The organism is Citrobacter sp. MGH104 (genome assembly GCF_001034485.1).
In the GTDB taxonomy this organism is placed as follows: Bacteria; Pseudomonadota; Gammaproteobacteria; order Enterobacterales; family Enterobacteriaceae; genus Citrobacter; species Citrobacter freundii.
The window spans coordinates 1068403-1084851 of record NZ_KQ089818.1 but is presented as its reverse complement, the minus strand read 5'-3'; the positions used below and the strand labels follow the sequence as shown (position 1 = coordinate 1084851).

The 16449-nt window shown below is 50.5% G+C and carries 13 protein-coding genes; 5 read left to right on the top strand and 8 right to left on the bottom strand.

What is annotated here, in order from left to right; translation table 11 throughout:
- Window positions 1-301: 301 nt before the first annotated feature.
- Both mscS and SK34_RS23455 read right to left on the bottom strand, forming a co-directional pair.
- On the bottom strand, window positions 302-1180 hold the full coding sequence (gene mscS, locus SK34_RS05120) for a small-conductance mechanosensitive channel MscS (protein WP_003838477.1): 879 nt from the start codon (window positions 1178-1180) through the stop codon (window positions 302-304).
- Window positions 1181-1544: 364 nt separating this feature from the next.
- Window positions 1545-1748, bottom strand: a complete 204-nt coding sequence (locus tag SK34_RS23455) for a YfgG family protein (protein ID WP_049002457.1) — start codon at window positions 1746-1748, stop codon at window positions 1545-1547.
- A gap of 350 nt (window positions 1749-2098) precedes the next feature.
- On the opposite strand from SK34_RS23455, the gene SK34_RS05110 reads away from it, so the two are divergent.
- Window positions 2099-4369 (top strand): bifunctional diguanylate cyclase/phosphodiesterase, encoded by a 2271-nt coding sequence (locus SK34_RS05110; protein ID WP_044714606.1) that lies wholly within the window; start codon window positions 2099-2101, stop codon window positions 4367-4369.
- On the opposite strand, the gene ppx is transcribed toward SK34_RS05110, so the two are convergent.
- From ppx to purM, 4 genes are all read right to left on the bottom strand, one after another.
- Window positions 4349-5890: an exopolyphosphatase gene (ppx, locus tag SK34_RS05105; RefSeq protein WP_003037914.1), complete on the bottom strand. Its 1542-nt coding sequence runs from the start codon at window positions 5888-5890 to the stop codon at window positions 4349-4351. The genes SK34_RS05110 and ppx overlap by 21 nt on opposite strands.
- A 4-nt stretch (window positions 5891-5894) precedes the next feature.
- Complete coding sequence (ppk1, locus tag SK34_RS05100) at window positions 5895-7961, bottom strand: polyphosphate kinase 1 (protein WP_003037917.1); 2067 nt, start codon at window positions 7959-7961, stop codon at window positions 5895-5897.
- 214 nt (window positions 7962-8175) lie between these two features.
- Window positions 8176-8817, bottom strand: coding sequence for a phosphoribosylglycinamide formyltransferase (purN, locus tag SK34_RS05095; protein ID WP_048232507.1), 642 nt, complete (start codon window positions 8815-8817; stop codon window positions 8176-8178).
- The gene (purM, locus tag SK34_RS05090; RefSeq protein WP_048233767.1) at window positions 8814-9851 is read right to left on the bottom strand and encodes a phosphoribosylformylglycinamidine cyclo-ligase; all 1038 of its coding nucleotides are present in this window, start codon (window positions 9849-9851) and stop codon (window positions 8814-8816) included. Before purM ends, purN begins: the two co-directional genes overlap by 4 nt.
- A gap of 295 nt (window positions 9852-10146) precedes the next feature.
- Between purM and SK34_RS05085 the strand changes: the two genes are divergently transcribed.
- The 4 genes from SK34_RS05085 to SK34_RS05070 all read left to right on the top strand — a co-directional run bounded on the left by SK34_RS05085 (window position 10147) and on the right by SK34_RS05070 (window position 14570).
- Window positions 10147-11577: a 6-phospho-beta-glucosidase gene (locus SK34_RS05085; RefSeq protein WP_048232505.1), complete on the top strand. Its 1431-nt coding sequence runs from the start codon at window positions 10147-10149 to the stop codon at window positions 11575-11577.
- A 183-nt stretch (window positions 11578-11760) separates the two neighbouring features.
- Entirely contained in the window at window positions 11761-12387 is a 627-nt protein-coding gene (gene upp, locus SK34_RS05080) for a uracil phosphoribosyltransferase (RefSeq protein WP_003037929.1), read from the top strand.
- Between the two features lie 96 nt (window positions 12388-12483).
- A complete protein-coding gene (uraA, locus tag SK34_RS05075; protein WP_003037932.1) occupies window positions 12484-13773 on the top strand; it encodes a uracil permease in 1290 nt (429 codons plus the stop codon).
- Window positions 13774-13868: 95 nt separating this feature from the next.
- The gene (locus SK34_RS05070) at window positions 13869-14570 is read left to right on the top strand and encodes a DnaA inactivator Hda (RefSeq protein ID WP_211924219.1); all 702 of its coding nucleotides are present in this window, start codon (window positions 13869-13871) and stop codon (window positions 14568-14570) included.
- Window positions 14571-14603: 33 nt separating this feature from the next.
- Here the strand turns inward: SK34_RS05070 and arsC are convergent, their stop codons facing one another.
- Both arsC and bepA read right to left on the bottom strand, forming a co-directional pair.
- Window positions 14604-14963, bottom strand: a complete 360-nt coding sequence (gene arsC / locus SK34_RS05065) for an arsenate reductase (glutaredoxin) (protein ID WP_003037937.1) — start codon at window positions 14961-14963, stop codon at window positions 14604-14606.
- A gap of 12 nt (window positions 14964-14975) precedes the next feature.
- Window positions 14976-16439 (bottom strand): beta-barrel assembly-enhancing protease, encoded by a 1464-nt coding sequence (bepA, locus tag SK34_RS05060; RefSeq protein ID WP_003037939.1) that lies wholly within the window; start codon window positions 16437-16439, stop codon window positions 14976-14978.
- Between the last annotated feature and the right edge of the window lie 10 nt (window positions 16440-16449).

Here is a 16449-nt window from a genome sequence, read left to right as displayed (position 1 = left end):
AACCCGATCAGTTTACCAATGTCCGCTGTCTGGCAATGGTGAGAGTTCAAAGAAGGCTGGATGTAACTCATGTGTAATTAATATTTTACAGTCTCAGCTTTATCATTCTTACGGTATTAATTACGGTATCACAAGAAAGTTCATCTCATAAAACCAATTGGTAACAATTAGATAGAATTCTTATAAACCATTGAGTGGGAATAATAGCCCTTTCTGTTAGCGGTTTCTGAACCGGTAATATGTAAAAAAAACCTCTTTTTATAGAGGGTTTTTTATTGCGCTCATACCGAAGCGCTGTGAATTAATCAACCAACTGTAGCTGGGGTTGAGATTGGGGGGCTACGTTCTCAACGCGAATATCCATCTGCGGATACGGCAGGGAGATATGGTTGGCGTCCAGGGCTTCTTTAATGTTTTCCAGCAGATCGTAATAGGTATTCCAGTATTCGATGTTGGGTACCCATACGCGGACGTAAAAATTCAATGCTGAAGCGCCCAGTTCGCCCAGACGAACGGTTACCCCACGTTGCTTATCGATGCGGGTATCCTGATCGATAATATGGTTAATCACGCGCTTAACGTCAGCTATCCGGCTCTGATAGCCGACGCCAATCACCAGATCGATACGGCGGAAAGGGTGGCGGGAATAGTTAATGATATTGTCAGCGATGATCTTACCGTTTGGAATGACCACTTCTTTGCTGTCGGCGGTGAGCAAGGTGGTGGAGAAAATATGCACCTTTTCCACCGTTCCGGTGACTGCCCCAATTTGTACCACTTCTCCGGCGCGGAATGGACGCAGGGAGACCAATAGTACGCCAGCGGCAAAGTTGGAAAGCGATCCTTGTAGCGCGAGTCCAATGGCCAACCCGGCGGCACCAATGACGGCAATAATGGAGGATGTTTCTATACCGACGCGACCCAATGCGGCAACAACGGCAAAGGCGAGGGTAATGTAACGTACCAGCGCGGTGAAGAACTGGATAATGGTTCGGTCAACTTTACGTTTTAACAGTAATTTTTCCAGACCACTGGAGATTAGGCGAGAGACAAATTTACCGACAAACAGTAAAATTACGGCGGCAACGATATTCCAGCCGAATTGAATAACCGCATCGCTGTGTCCAGCGATCCATTCAAGACCGCTGCTTATTTTCGGAAATAATGAAAAACCACTCATGGTATTACCCTGTAGAATTTAAAATGGTAATGATTCAAATAAGCATTTAATTTCATACATAATATTAATGTTTTCACCTGTGATATTTTCTGGTGATATTAATTGGCGTCTATTTGAACACAGTGTGTCTTTTTATACCCAGTAAATCGGAACGTAAAAATGAGCGCGAATGGTGCAGTGAAGTGAGATTAAAAGATTGTGAATTTGTGCGAAAAACACGGTCTGTTATCGGATAACTCCGTGCTTGTGGTGGGTAAGGCAACGTATTTTTTCATCACTCAAATCCCTTACCGGATGGTTAAATGTCAGGCGATTAGCCATCCGGTAAGGAATCTTAATGCTGAGATATTACAGGCGCGAGCGATCAGCGCGCGTCGGTTTGAGCAGGAGATGCCTGTTGCGGCTGGGTGATCTGCTGAGAGTCTTTTTTGTTCTGGTGGTGGTGCCACGCACCTATAGCGGAGTAGACGAAGCGTCCGAAGAAGAAGAGAAAGCTGATAAGCAGTACGATCCGGATCATGCGACTATTAAATCGGTGTCGTTTGCGTAGGCTGGTAACCTGGCTCACAAAAGGTTCCTTGTAGTGTACCCAACTGAGGGCGATACTCACATTAAGGCATACTGTGAGGCAATGGTCAATTTTTCGTTATGTAAAATTGCTTCAGTTGTTTTATCCTCATATGTTATGAAAATTAATATTATTATTTGCATTAATAATGAATTAACGATAAGAAACGATGAAAATAGTAATAATTGATTAATGAGGGGCTTTTTTTTTGATATATATCAAACGTCACCCTTTACTGATAACTAAAATTGATGAGACATAGTAATGTATTTAACTTCATCATTTTAGAGTCAGGTGGGATGCCTGTCTGAATACCCCCTGCAGGATGTGCGGGATTCTACTGAGCATCTATGAAACTCAATAAAAATTATATTTGTATGAGAGATAGATGGTGGGCGTTACCTCTCATCATACCATCTTTGCTGTTGCCTATATTGAGCACTGCCAATACCTATGCCCATATTAGTACTGGGACCGTAATTCTTTTCTACATGCCTTTGGCGTTGATGATTAGCCTGATGCTATTTTTTGGCTGGGCGGCATTGCCGGGAATTATCATTTCCATTATCTGCTACAAATATCCGCAGGTTGGGTTATTTGAAACGCTCTCAATAATTTCGCACTTTATTGTAACGATAGTGCTGAGTTGGGGAGGGTATAAAGTATTTGCACCCCGGCGGAACAACGTGTCTCACGGTGACTCCCACCTGATGTTTCAGCGCATGTTTTGGCAGGTCTTCTGCCCGGCGACGCTGTTTCTGATCCTCTTCCAGTTTGCCGCGTTTGTGGGTGTTTATGAGAGTAAATCCGGCATGGTGGGGGTTATGCCCTTTAATACTGGCACGTTGATCAACTATCAGGCTATGCTGGTCGGGAATCTGATTGGGGTTCCTTTGTGCTACTTTATTATTCGCACGATCCGCAACCCTTTGCATGTCAGAGGCTATTTTTCTCAATTAAAGCAGCAGTTTGATACCAAAGTTACCAAAACTGAGGTTGCGGTCTGGCTGATTATATTGGCTGTACTTATGGCATTGCTGTGTATGCCGTTAAATGAACAAAGCTCAATATTCAGCACAAATTATACTCTGTCGTTGTTGCTACCTGTCATGCTCTGGGGAGCAATGCGTTACGGTTACAGATTTATTTCACTGATATGGTCTGTCGTACTTATTACCGCAATTCATTATTACCAGCGCTATATGCCCTGGTATTCAGGCTACGATACCCAGCTTGCCATTACCTCATCGAGTTATCTTGTTTTCTCCTTCATCGTGAACTTCATTGCCGTACTGGCAACGCGCCAACGCTTTGTTACCCGGCGCAACCATCGTCTGGCATTCTTTGATCCGATGGTGCATCTGCCAAATTTGCGCGCATTGAACCGGGATTTGAAAAAAACGCCATGGTCAGTGCTCTGCTTTTTGCGTGTTCCGGGCATGGAGCTACTGGTAAAAAATTACGGCATTATGCTGCGTATCCAGTACAAGCAAAAACTCTCACAGTGGATAACGCCACTGTTGGCACAGGATGAGCATGTCTATCAGTTATCGGGTAATGACTTAGTTTTGCGTTTTAACACTGAGTCGTATCAGGAGCGCATTGAAGCCCTGGACAGGCATATCAAGCAGTTCCGTTTTATTTGGGATGGCATGCCATTACAGCCGCAGGTGGGGATCAGTTTTTGCTATGTCCGTTCTCCTGTTAACCATATCTATCTGTTACTGGGAGAGTTAAGCACCATTGCCGAGCTTTCTCTGGCGACCAATTCACCAGAGAACTTGCAGCGCCGAGGCGTCATGCACTTGCAACGTGACCTGAAAGATAAGGTTGCGATGATGAATCGTCTACAGCTGGCGCTGGAGCACAATCGCTTTTTCCTGATGGCGCAGCCGATTTTTGGCGTACGCGGCGACGTTTATCATGAAATCCTGCTGCGCCTTGAGGGAGATGACGGTGAAACCATCCCGCCTGATTGCTTCTTGCCGATTGCACATGAGTTTGGCTTGTCGTCCAGCATCGATATGTGGGTGATTGAAAATACGCTGAAGTTTATGGCACAGAATCGGGAAAAAATGCCCGCCCGTCGGTTTGCCATTAACTTGTCACCCACGTCGATATGTCGCGCCCGACTTCCGCATGACATCAAGCAGCTACTGGTTAAGTATAAGGTTGAAGCGTGGCAGTTGATTTTTGAAGTCACGGAAAGCAACGCCTTAACCAATGCGGAACAGGCACAGGCAACGTTACTGCAGCTGCAATCACTGGGCTGTCAGATTGCGATTGATGATTTTGGTACGGGTTACGCCAGCTATGCGCGGCTGAAGAATGTGAGTGCCGATATCCTGAAAATTGATGGCAGCTTTATTCGCAGTATCGTTTCGAATAGCCTCGACTACCAGATCGTGGCCTCTATTTGCCATCTGGCTCGGATGAAAAGAATGCTGGTGGTTGCGGAGTACGTCGAAAGTGAAGAAATACGCAGTGCGGTAATTTCGCTGGGGATTGACTACATGCAGGGGTACTTGATTGGCAAACCACAGCCATTGCATGAAACGCTGGAAGAACAGGCACCAGACGCGCTGGCACCTGTTCTGAGTTTATGCGGCGATATCGGGTGAGGTTTCTTCTTCAATTTTGAGACGCCAGCCGGTTACGCCCTCCCAGTATTGCTGCTCTTTTTCCAGATCGAGCAGCACCAGCGCATTTTGGCTAAACCAGTCATGCGGGAAACGTAAGGTCCAGTGGTTGTCGTCGGTTATCAGAGTCAGGGTTGGCGGCGTGGTGGTCGCCTGACGCTGATTATTCAGCAGCACGCCGAGGCGTAACAGTTGAATTAATGGCAGAAACTGTTTTTTCTTGAACAGTGTAAAGCGGGGCAAATCATCCAGTTTCACCGCTTTGCGATGATAACGAACTAATGTTGCCATCATCAGTTGTTGCTCCTGATTAAACCCCGGTAAATCGCTGTTTTGTAAGATATAAGCAGAGTGGCGATGTAAGCCGCTGTGGTTGATGTTCAGCCCAACCTCATGCAGCATCGCTGCCCAGCGCAGTAATGCTTCCAGTTGAGGATTGGCCAGTTTGGGCTGTTGCGTATGCCACTGGTCGTACATTTGCATCGTTGTTTCCAGTACGCGCCGGGCCTGTTCACTGTCAATGTTGTACTGGTTCGCCAGACTGCTGGCGGTACGGCTGCGAACGTCCTGGTGGCGAAAACGTCCTTCCATCTCGTACAGTACGCCTTCGCGTAGTGCGCCATCAGAAAGGCGAAGTTCGCGGATAGCCAACGCGTCAAAAACGCCGCACAGAATCGCGAGTCCGGGTACAAACACTGCTTTTCGTTCTTCTGACAATCCCGGCAAGCTGAGCGCATCAAATGACGCATGCTTCAGCACTTCAGATGTCAGTTTGTCCAGGCGTTCGGGGGTGATAAAACCGTCTTTTTCACCCATCTCCAGCAGCACTTCGTGTGCCGCTTTAATCGTGCCTGACGCGCCCATTGCGACGTTCCAGCCCTGAATGCGAAACTGCCACGTTAAGGTTTCAAGCTTTTGCGCTGCCGCCATGCGGGCACGCTGGAAGTTTTCCCGGCTGATAACACCGCCCGGGAAATACATCTGGGCAAAACTGACGCAGCCCATACGGCGGCTTTCGACCAGCTTGGGTTCGAAATCTTCGCCGATCACCAGTTCTGTTGAGCCACCGCCGATATCGATAACCAGCTTGCGGCCTTTTTCCGGCTGAGTATGCTCCACGCCCATAAAAATCAGTCGGGCTTCTTCGTTACCGGAGATAATCTCAATCGGGTAGGGGATGACTTTTTCCGCTCGCTTGAGAAAATCGGTCGCATTCAGCGCCTGACGCAAAGTATGGGTTCCCACGATGCATACGCTTGACGGGGGAAAGCCCTGCAGGCGTTCGGCGAACAGCGACAGGCAGCTTAATCCGCGTTCCATTGCCTCTTCGCTCAGCTTGTTATCTTCGCCGAGACCATCCGCCAGATGAACGCGCTGTTTCAGCCGCCCGATAATCTGCATTGCGCCATCAACCACGCGGGCAATGACCATATGGAAACTGTTTGAACCAAGGTCGACCGCAGCAAATTCCTGCGGTCGTGGAGTCTTGTCGTGTATTGGCATAGCGTTAGTCAGGTTGCTCGAGTGATTTGATGTAGTCGTAAATCGCCAATTGTGACTGAACTTTACGGCGGTTTCCGCGTGGTACGTAGCGATTACTGAGTTCTTTATCGATGAAGCGAGCCTTCACCGTGTCGCTGAACAGGATATCGATAATATCCAGCACGCGCTGCTTAAGGCGCGGGTCCAGCAGCGGAGTGGCGACCTCGATACGATAGTCGATATTGCGGGTCATCCAGTCTGCAGAGGAGAGGTATACCTGCTTATCGCCACCGTTTTCGAAAATATAAACCCGGTCGTGTTCAAGGTAGCGATCAACGATGCTGATAACACGAATATTGTCGCTAATGCCTTCCAGGTTCGGGATCAGAGAGCACATACCGCGAATCAACAAATTAACCGGTACGCCTGAGCTTGAGGCTGCATAGAGACGATCAACCAGACCTTTATCGACCAGGTTGTTCAGTTTTAGCGTGATACCGGAAGGCTGGCCTTGCTGCGCATTGGCGATCTCTTTGTCGATCATCGCGTACAGCAGACGGCGTGAGTTCTGCGGAGAAACCAGCAGATAATCGAACGTCACCGGACGATACGGGTTTTCGATGAAGTTGAACACCCGACGAACCTCGTTGGTGATGCGTGAATCAGCGGTAAGCAACGAGTAGTCGGTGTACAGCCGCGCCGTTTTTTCGTTGAAGTTGCCCGTCCCGATATGAGCATAGCGCACGACTTCATCACCTTCTTTACGCGAGATAAGGAACAGTTTGGCGTGAATTTTCAGACCCGGCGCGGAGAAGATGACGTGAACGCCCGCTTCGGTCAAACGCTTGGCCCAATGAATGTTGGCTTCTTCATCAAAGCGCGCCTGTAATTCCACTACCACGGTGACTTTTTTACTGTTATGCGCGGCATGGATCATCGCGTCGATGATGCGCGAGTCTTTCGCCACACGGTAGATGTTGATCTTTATTGCCAGTACGCTCGGGTCGAAAGACGCCTGGCGCAACAGTTCAAGAACGTGCTCAAAGGTGTGGTACGGGTAATACAGCAGCACATCGCGCTCGCGGATTGCATCAAATCCGTTACGGAATTTCTCATTGTCGAACCAGATGTGGCGCAGACGCGGCAGCGGTTTATTCACCAGGTTGGCTTTGCCAACGTTGGGGAAGTTAATAAAGTCTTTGAAGTTATGGTAACGCCCGCCGGGAACAATTGAGTCGTAGCGAGAAATCGTCAGTTTTTCACGTAGCACCTCGACCAACGCATTGGGCATGTCGCGCTGATAGACAAAGCGTACAGGCTCTGCGGTCAGACGCTGTTTCAGGCTGGAGGACATCAGCTCCATCAGGCTCGATTCCATCTCGTGCACCAAATCGTATTCGGCGTCACGGGTCATTTTCATCGAATAGGCGTTAAGTGCGTCGTAATCAAAGAACCCTTTGAAAATATCGTCCAGGCAGTAGCGTAAGATGTTGTCCAGCAGGATCATCGGTTTGCGACGCCGCGGGGTTTCCGGCGGCAAATTCACAAAACGGGGAACCTTGTCGGAAGGGATTTCCAGCAGCGCGTAGCGGATTGTATCGCCGCGGATAATCTCTACCGCCAGATAGGTGTAGTCATCTTTCAAAAACTGGACTAAATCCGTCTCGCGGTTAATCAGGATCGGCGTGATGTGCTGGCGAAGATATTGCTTGAAGTAATGACGCAACCAGCTCTGCTGATTGGCCGATAGCTGACGTTCGTTGATTAAGAAAATCTGATTGCGCGCCATCTCCAGCAGCAACTCGTTGTACAGACCGTCAAATTCCTGATCGGCTTTTAATACGCGGGCCTGGATTTTGCCTAACAGATGGCGGGAGTGAGAGTTTGAACCCTGTTCTTCGCTAATAATGATTCGGCGCTTCAGTTCGGCAAAACGAACCTTATAAAACTCGTCGAGGTTATTGGAATAGATGCCTAAGAAACGCATCCGTTCGATCAACGGGTTTGACTTATCAGCAGCTTCCTGGAGTACGCGTTCGTTGAACGCTAACCAACTGAGTTCTTTCTCGATGTATAGCTTTTCCTGACCCATTACCACTTTTACTCCGTTTCATTCACGGGACACTACCGATTTATTATGGCGAGCATTGCTCTCAGATGTCCAACTGTGCCAGAAAAATATGACAATAAACCGTCTGATAGCAAAGAGAAAGGGGGAGCGTAGATGAATACCGGTGGTATTAACCGGAAAAGGTAGTTATGCCTGTAAGCCGGATGGTGACATGCGGCTTACAGGTTGAATTTTATTATTCGTCGGCGGCGTAGCCTTGCGGCGGCAGACGAACGCCATCCAGCCATGCAGCGTTATCACGCATCTTCAGGCGACCATCAATAAACCAGCTTACCACCAGTGGGTAAATGGTATGTTCCTGAGCCTGAACCCGTGCCGTGACATCATCTTCGCTGTCGCCTTCAAATACCGGAACTTTGGCCTGAAGAATAACGGGTCCGCCGTCCAGTTCATCAGTGACGAAGTGGACGGAGGTACCATGCTCTTCATCGCCGTTTTCCAGTACCTGGCGGTGCGTATGCAGGCCGGGATACTTTGGCAATAAAGACGGGTGGATATTCAGCAATCGTTCAGAATAGTGCGCGACAAACGCCGGGCTGAGAATGCGCATATAACCGGCCAGCACCACGACATCCGGCGCCCAGGCGTCAATTTCTTGTATCAGTTGGCGGTCGAAGGCTTCGCGACTGGCAAACTGGGCGGCTTCCAGCGAGTACGCTGGAATATTCGCTTCGCGTGCGCGTTCAAGGCCGAACGCATCGGCCTTGTTACTGAATACTGCACGTATGGTGCCATTGATTTTTTTCTGTTCGCAGGCGTCTATTATCGCCTGCAAATTGCTTCCGTTACCGGAAATGAGCACCATAATGTTTTTCATTCAATGACCACACGCTGTTCGGAATCAGAAGCTTTGATGATACCGATTTTCCATGCGTTTTCACCTTTCTCATTGAGCAAAGTCAGGGCTTTGTCCACTTCCGGAGCTGGCAGGGCGATAACCATACCTACGCCGCAGTTAAAGGTGCGATACATCTCATGCTGGCTGACGTTACCCGCCGTTTGCAGCCAGTTGAAGACGGCTGGCCACTGCCAGGAAGACTCGTCGATCACGGCCTGCGTGTTGTCTGGCAGAACGCGTGGAATATTTTCCCAGAAGCCGCCGCCGGTCAGGTGGGCAATGGCGTGCACATCAACCTTCTCGATCAGTTCCAGAATGGATTTTACGTAAATGCGGGTCGGAGCCAGCAAGTGATCGGCCAGCGACTTGCCTTCAAGCTCGGTGGTTTCCGGGTCACAACCGCTGACTTCAACGATTTTACGCACCAGAGAGTAACCGTTAGAGTGTGGACCGCTGGAGCCGAGCGCAATCAGTACGTCGCCGTCAGCCACTTTAGAACCGTCGATAATCTCTGATTTCTCGACGACGCCAACACAGAAACCTGCCACGTCGTAATCTTCGCCGTGGTACATCCCCGGCATTTCAGCTGTTTCCCCACCGACCAGCGCACAGCCAGACTGCAGGCAGCCTTCGGCAATCCCGTTAATGACGCTGGCTGCGGTGTCCACATCCAGTTTGCCGGTTGCATAGTAGTCGAGGAAGAACAGCGGCTCAGCGCCCTGAACCACGAGGTCGTTGACGCACATTGCGACGAGGTCAATGCCGATAGTGTCGTGGCGTTTCAGATCCATCGCCAGACGCAGTTTTGTACCAACGCCATCAGTGCCGGAAACCAGTACCGGTTCACGATATTTTTGCGGCAATGCGCACAGCGCACCGAAGCCACCCAGACCACCCATAACTTCCGGACGACGCGTTTTCTTTACTACGCCTTTGATTCGATCAACCAGAGCATTACCTGCATCAATATCAACACCGGCATCTTTGTAGCTAAGAGAGGTTTTATCGGTCACTGCCTGCTTCCCCACATGTTTACTTGCAGTAAAAGTTAAATTCGGCGCAATTCTAACAGGGAAAGCAAACGTTTGCGAGCCTGCTCTGCATCAAGTTTTATCTGCTGGTTTTTTCAGCATTTTACAATCATTTATCTATTTGTTTGAACTGCGCCACGAAAATGAAACCGGGTACAGTCTTGTGCTTGAAACCTACCAGCCGAATGCACAGTATCGTACTGAAACCGGTTTCTGTTTTTTGTTGCGGGCCTCATTTGGAGTGTTTTGCGCAGAGTCATCACGATAGGGGAAGGGGATGTCAGGATTTAAAGCAGATTTCATGTGGGGTGGCGCTGTCGCCGCTCATCAACTGGAAGGTGGCTGGCAGGAGGGCGGTAAAGGAATTAGCGTTGCCGATGTCATGACGGCGGGGGCGCATGGCGTGGCGCGTGAAATTACTGACGGTGTGATTGCCGGTAAAAACTACCCTAACCACGATGCCATCGATTTTTATCATCGCTATAAAGACGACATCAAGCTGTTTGCCGAAATGGGGTTTAAATGTTTTCGCACTTCTATTGCCTGGACGCGGATTTTCCCTTTAGGTGATGAAGCGCAACCCAATGAAGCTGGCCTGCAGTTCTATGATGATCTGTTCGACGAATGTCTGAAATATGGCATTGAACCGGTGATTACGTTGTCGCACTTCGAGATGCCCTACCATCTGGTGACGGAGTACGGCGGCTGGCGCAACCGTAATCTTATCGACTTTTTTGTCCGTTTTGCCCGGGTGGTTTTCACTCGTTACCAGCACAAAGTGAAGTACTGGATGACGTTTAATGAGATTAACAATCAGGCAAATTATCACGAAGACTTCGCGCCCTTTACTAACTCTGGCCTGAAATATCTGCCTGGTGAAGACCGCGAGCCGGTCATGTACCAGGCGGCGCACTACGAGCTGGTGGCAAGCGCGCTGGCGGTGAAGCTCGCGCGTGAAATTAACCCGGCGCTGCAAATTGGCTGCATGATTGCGATGTGCCCAATTTATCCGCTGACCTGTGCGCCGAACGACATGATGATGGCGATGAACGCTATGCACCGGCGTTACTGGTTTACTGACGTCCATGTGCGCGGCAAATACCCGCAGCATCTTCTCAATTACTTTACCCGTCGTGGCTTTGAACTGGATATCACCGAGGAAGACCGTCAGGCGCTGACCGAGGGCTGCGTTGATTACATCGGCTTTAGCTATTATATGTCTTTCGCGACCCAGGCAACGGCGGACAACCCACAACTGGATTACGACGAGTCGAAAAGCCTGGTTTCTAACCCGTACGTGCAGAAGTCGGACTGGGGCTGGCAGATTGATCCCGTCGGTCTGCGCTATTCGCTGAACTGGTTTTGGGATCATTATCAGTTGCCGCTGTTTATTGTTGAAAACGGCTTTGGGGCGATTGACGTGCAGCAGGCCGACGGCTCGGTGGATGATTCCTATCGTATTGACTATATGGCCGCACATATCCGCGAAATGAAAAAAGCGGTGGTGGAAGATGGCGTGGATCTGATGGGTTATACCCCGTGGGGCTGTATTGATTTAGTCTCGGCCGGGACGGGGGAGATGAAAAAACGCTACGGCTTTATCTATGTTGATAAAAATAATGACGGGAGTGGGACATTAGCACGCTCGCCGAAGAAATCTTTTTCATGGTATCAAAACGTCATCCAGAGTAATGCTGAAAATCTATAAAATTCATAGTATTGATAACAACCCCCGCACTTATTGTGGGGGTTGTTTTATACTCATCATCCAGACGCAAACGATTTTGGTTGATCCATATCAAGCGTATGCAGTGTTGCGCCAGAGACGAAAAGCGGTATAATCCGGCGATTTTTTTTGTGGTTGCCACTCGTCTGAGGAAAGGAGAAGAGTATGAAGATCGTGGAAGTCAAACACCCACTCGTCAAACACAAGCTGGGACTGATGCGTGAAAACGACATCAGCACTAAACGCTTTCGTGAACTCGCCTCGGAAGTTGGCAGCCTGCTGACTTATGAAGCAACCGCCGGTCTGGAAACCGAAAAGGTGACCATTGAAGGCTGGAACGGTCCGGTTGAAGTTGACCAAATCAAAGGTAAAAAAATCACCGTTGTGCCAATCCTGCGTGCGGGCCTGGGCATGATGGAAGGCGTTCTGGAAAACGTTCCGAGCGCGCGTATCAGCGTGGTTGGTATGTACCGTAATGAAGAGACGCTGGAGCCGGTTCCGTACTTCCAGAAGCTGGTTTCTAACATTGATGAGCGCATGGCGCTGATCGTTGACCCAATGCTGGCAACCGGCGGTTCCGTTATCGCTACCATCGACCTGCTGAAAAAAGCAGGCTGCAGCAGCATTAAAGTCCTGGTGCTGGTTGCAGCGCCGGAAGGTATCGCGGCGCTGGAAAAAGCGCACCCGGATGTTGAGCTGTACACTGCCTCCATCGATCAGGGACTGAACGAGCACGGATACATTATTCCGGGGCTCGGCGATGCCGGCGATAAGATTTTTGGTACCAAGTAAACGAATAAGTGAAAAGAAGCCGACTTTAAGAGTCGGCTTTTTTTTGAATAAAACAACCCAATCGCTAATAACAAACAACACTCAGAGGAAAACACTATGACGCGCCGTGCTATCGGGGTGAGTGAAAGACCGCCGCTTTTACAGACAATCCCGCTTAGTTTACAGCACCTGTTCGCCATGTTTGGCGCAACGGTACTGGTGCCAGTCCTGTTTCATATCAACCCAGCTACCGTTCTGCTGTTTAACGGTATTGGTACTTTACTGTATCTCTTCATTTGTAAAGGTAAAATTCCGGCTTACCTCGGTTCAAGCTTTGCGTTCATTTCCCCGGTTCTGCTGCTGCTGCCGCTAGGGTATGAAGTGGCGCTGGGCGGTTTCATTATGTGTGGCATCCTGTTCTGCCTGGTTTCGTTCATCGTTAAGAAAGCCGGTACTGGCTGGCTGGATGTAATGTTCCCGCCTGCGGCGATGGGCGCAATCGTTGCCGTTATCGGTCTGGAGCTGGCGGGTGTCGCTGCGGGTATGGCGGGATTGCTGCCTGCGGAAGGACAAGCGCCAGACTCAACAACCATCATCATCTCAATGGTGACGCTGGCTGTGACGGTATTTGGTTCCGTGCTGTTCCGTGGCTTTATGGCGATTATCCCGATTTTGATTGGGGTGCTGGCCGGGTACGCGCTCTCCTTCGTGATGGGCGTCGTGGACACCACGCCGATAGCGCAGGCTCACTGGTTTGCTCTGCCGACGTTCTATACGCCGCGCTTTGAATGGGTCGCTATTCTGACCATTCTGCCTGCGGCGCTGGTGGTTATTGCTGAACACGTCGGCCACCTGGTGGTAACGGCGAATATCGTGAAAAAAGATTTGATTCGCGATCCTGGCCTGCATCGTTCTATGTTTGCTAACGGCCTGTCGACGGTGATCTCCGGCTTCTTCGGTTCTACGCCGAACACCACGTACGGCGAAAACATCGGCGTCATGGCGATTACCCGCGTTTACAGTACCTGGGTTATTGGCGGTGCGGCGATTTTCGCCATTCTGCTCTCCTGCGTGGGTAAACTGGCTGCGGCGATCCAAATTATTCCACTGCCGGTCATGGGCGGTGTATCTCTGCTGTTGTACGGCGTGATTGGCGCTTCCGGTATTCGCGTGCTGATCGAGTCAAAAGTTGACTACAACAAAGCACAGAACCTGATCCTGACCTCGGTCATTTTGATCATCGGCGTCAGCGGCGCGAAAGTTCACATCGGTGCTGCTGAGCTGAAAGGCATGGCGCTGGCGACCATTGTGGGTGTCTGTCTGAGCCTGATTTTCAAAGTTATCAGCCTGCTGCGTCCAGAAGAAGTGGTGCTCGACGCCAAAGATGCCGACACTGAGCAACAGTAAACCTTTGACCGGGCGGCGATGCTGCCCGGTTCTATCGCGACGCATTTCTGTGTTAAACTCAACGCGATTTTATGAAATCCTGGGTTGAGGTATCTCTGAACACACCGGCACAGCTCTCTTTGCCACTTTATCTTCCTGACGACGAAACTTTCGCAAGTTTCTGGCCGGGGGATAACTCCTCTTTACTGGCTGCACTGCAAAACGTGCTGCGTCAGGAACATAGCGGGTATATTTATCTCTGGTCGCGTGAAGGTGCTGGCCGTAGTCATTTGCTGCATGCAGCCTGTGCGGAACTGTCCGCGCGCGGCGATGCGGTAGGCTACGTGCCGCTCGACAAACGCACCTGGTTCGTACCCGAGGTGCTCGACGGGATGGAGCATTTATCGCTGGTATGCATCGATAACATCGAATGTGTGGCCGGTGATTCGCTGTGGGAAATGGCGATCTTTGATCTCTACAACCGTATCCTGGAGTCGGGGAAAACACGCCTGCTGATCACCGGCGATCGTCCACCAAGACAGTTGAATCTGGGATTGCCGGATCTCGCTTCGCGTCTGGACTGGGGGCAAATCTACAAGCTGCAACCACTTTCCGATGAAGATAAGCTGCAGGCGTTGCAATTACGCGCCAGACTTCGCGGATTTGAACTGCCGGAAGATGTGGGCCGCTTTCTGCTTAAGCGTCTGGATCGGGAAATGCGTACGCTGTTTATGACGTTGGATCAGCTTGATCACGCATCGATTACCGCCCAGCGTAAGCTGACCATTCCGTTCGTAAAAGAAATTCTGAAGCTGTAAGCGCCGCAGCCAAATAACTGCGGCAGGTTTCGGTTAACCGACGATTTCCAGTACCTGCTCCGGCGGACGTCCAATTCGAGCCTGACCTTTGGCAACTACGATCGGGCGCTCCATCAGTTTTGGGTTTTCCACCATTGCCTGAATCAGCGCATCTTCACTCAGATTTTTGTCCGCCAGGTTAAGCGATTTATAGAGATCCTCTTTCTGGCGCATCAGCTCACGCGCGCTGGACATACCCAGCATCTGCAGAAGTTCACGCAGGGTCGCGGCGTCAGCCGGGGTTTCCAGATACAGCACCACTTCCGGGTCCACGCCATTGGACTTCAGTAATTCCAGCGTTTCACGGCTCTTGGAGCAGCGTGGGTTATGGTAGATTTTAATCGCGTCTGACATTTTTCTTTCCTGTTACATCTTGGTGTACGGTTTAAAGCGCTCTTGCAGCTGGCGTAGCTGGTCGATACGAGCATCGTATCTGGCCTGCTGCTGGCTACCCAGTTTCACCTGAGAGCTTGCGCTGCTGAGCATCGAAATCGCCTGATCCAGACGTCCAGCGAGGGCATATCCCTCCGCCCGCGCCGCCAGCTCCTGATCGCGGTTGTTCAGGTTGGCTTCCGTTTGCGCTAACAGATCCCAGCCGTTAGGGTCGTCCTTATGGTTAAACGTATAGCGATTCAGGATGGTTGCCGCCTCTTTGGCTTGTCCGCCCTGTAGATACGCATTCGCCAGGTTGAGCTGCAGTACCGGGTTAGTGCGCAGGTCGCGGGCGTTTTTCAGGCGGTTAATGGCATCACTGGTTTTCTTCTGGCCGAGATCGATATCCGTTGCCAGGTCGAGATACCAGGCATTGTTCGCGTCTGCAGCCAGCAGCGGTTGCAGCGCTTTACGCGCCTCGTCATATTTGCTGGCTTCCATCGCCTGCAATGCCCGGCCATATTGTGCCGCACGTTGCTCACGTACGTTGCCTTTCGACCAGTTACTCAGCAGGTCATCGGTCAACTGGTTACGACCAGAGTTGTACATGCCCAAGGTTCGTGCCTTAGCCAGATAAAAATCTTCTGACGACTGGACGACCACCGGACGCATTTGGTTGGCGCGGTTACGGGCATCCGACAGGCGGCTTTCAGGCAGGGGGTGAGTCAGCAAAATTTCCGGCGGACGCGAAGAGTAACGGGCCTGATCGAGCAGTTTTTCGAGGAACGTCGGCATGGCCTGGGGATCGAATCCCGAGCGTTGCAGCACCTGAATACCGATGCGGTCTGCTTCCTGTTCATTTTGTTGCGTAAAGCTAATCATCCCCTGGCGTGTACCCGCCAGCGTACCGGTCAGCGCCGCCATACCCGCCTGCGGGCTAGCCATCGCTAATAAAATTGAACCTAGCGCACCTACCCACGTTAGCGGCGCACTGCGTTTCTGATCTTCCATTGCACGCGCCAGGTGGCGCTGAGTGACGTGGGAGATTTCATGCGCCATGACCGATGCTAACTGGCTTTCGTTGTCGGAATAGCGGAACAGTGCGGAGTGCAAGACAACGTTGCCGCCAAAGAAAGCAAAGGCGTTGATTTCATCGTTGTTGATCAAAAAGAATGTGAAGGGTGTTTTTACCGAGTCGGCGTGCGAGACCAGACGCATCCCCAGCGCATTAATGTATTGGGTGAGCAATGGATCATTAATTAATGGCGCACTGCCGCGCAGTTGGCGTACGTAATAATCGCCCATCTGCATTTCCTGTCCTATGGAAAGCGTACTGCCTGCCGACGTTCCCATATCAGGCAGGGTGTCCGCAGTATCAGCAAATGCGGGCGCAACCTGACCGATAGTCAGTGCGGCAATGAGGGTAGCAACCAGGTTTTTTTTCAACTGCCTGAACATAACCTCTGTC

Bases quoted from the DNA above. Each gene is read 5' to 3' on its own strand.
- mscS (WP_003838477.1), bottom strand. From the start codon at position 1,180: ATGAGTGGTTTTTCATTATTTCCGAAAATAAGCAGCGGTCTTGAATGG.
- SK34_RS05110 (WP_044714606.1), top strand. From the start codon at position 2,099: ATGAAACTCAATAAAAATTATATTTGTATGAGAGATAGATGGTGGGCG.
- ppx (WP_003037914.1), bottom strand. From the start codon at position 5,890: ATGCCAATACACGACAAGACTCCACGACCGCAGGAATTTGCTGCGGTC.
- ppk1 (WP_003037917.1), bottom strand. From the start codon at position 7,961: ATGGGTCAGGAAAAGCTATACATCGAGAAAGAACTCAGTTGGTTAGCG.
- purN (WP_048232507.1), bottom strand. From the start codon at position 8,817: ATGAAAAACATTATGGTGCTCATTTCCGGTAACGGAAGCAATTTGCAG.
- SK34_RS05085 (WP_048232505.1), top strand. From the start codon at position 10,147: ATGTCAGGATTTAAAGCAGATTTCATGTGGGGTGGCGCTGTCGCCGCT.
- upp (WP_003037929.1), top strand. From the start codon at position 11,761: ATGAAGATCGTGGAAGTCAAACACCCACTCGTCAAACACAAGCTGGGA.
- uraA (WP_003037932.1), top strand. From the start codon at position 12,484: ATGACGCGCCGTGCTATCGGGGTGAGTGAAAGACCGCCGCTTTTACAG.
- arsC (WP_003037937.1), bottom strand. From the start codon at position 14,963: ATGTCAGACGCGATTAAAATCTACCATAACCCACGCTGCTCCAAGAGC.
- bepA (WP_003037939.1), bottom strand. From the start codon at position 16,439: ATGTTCAGGCAGTTGAAAAAAAACCTGGTTGCTACCCTCATTGCCGCA.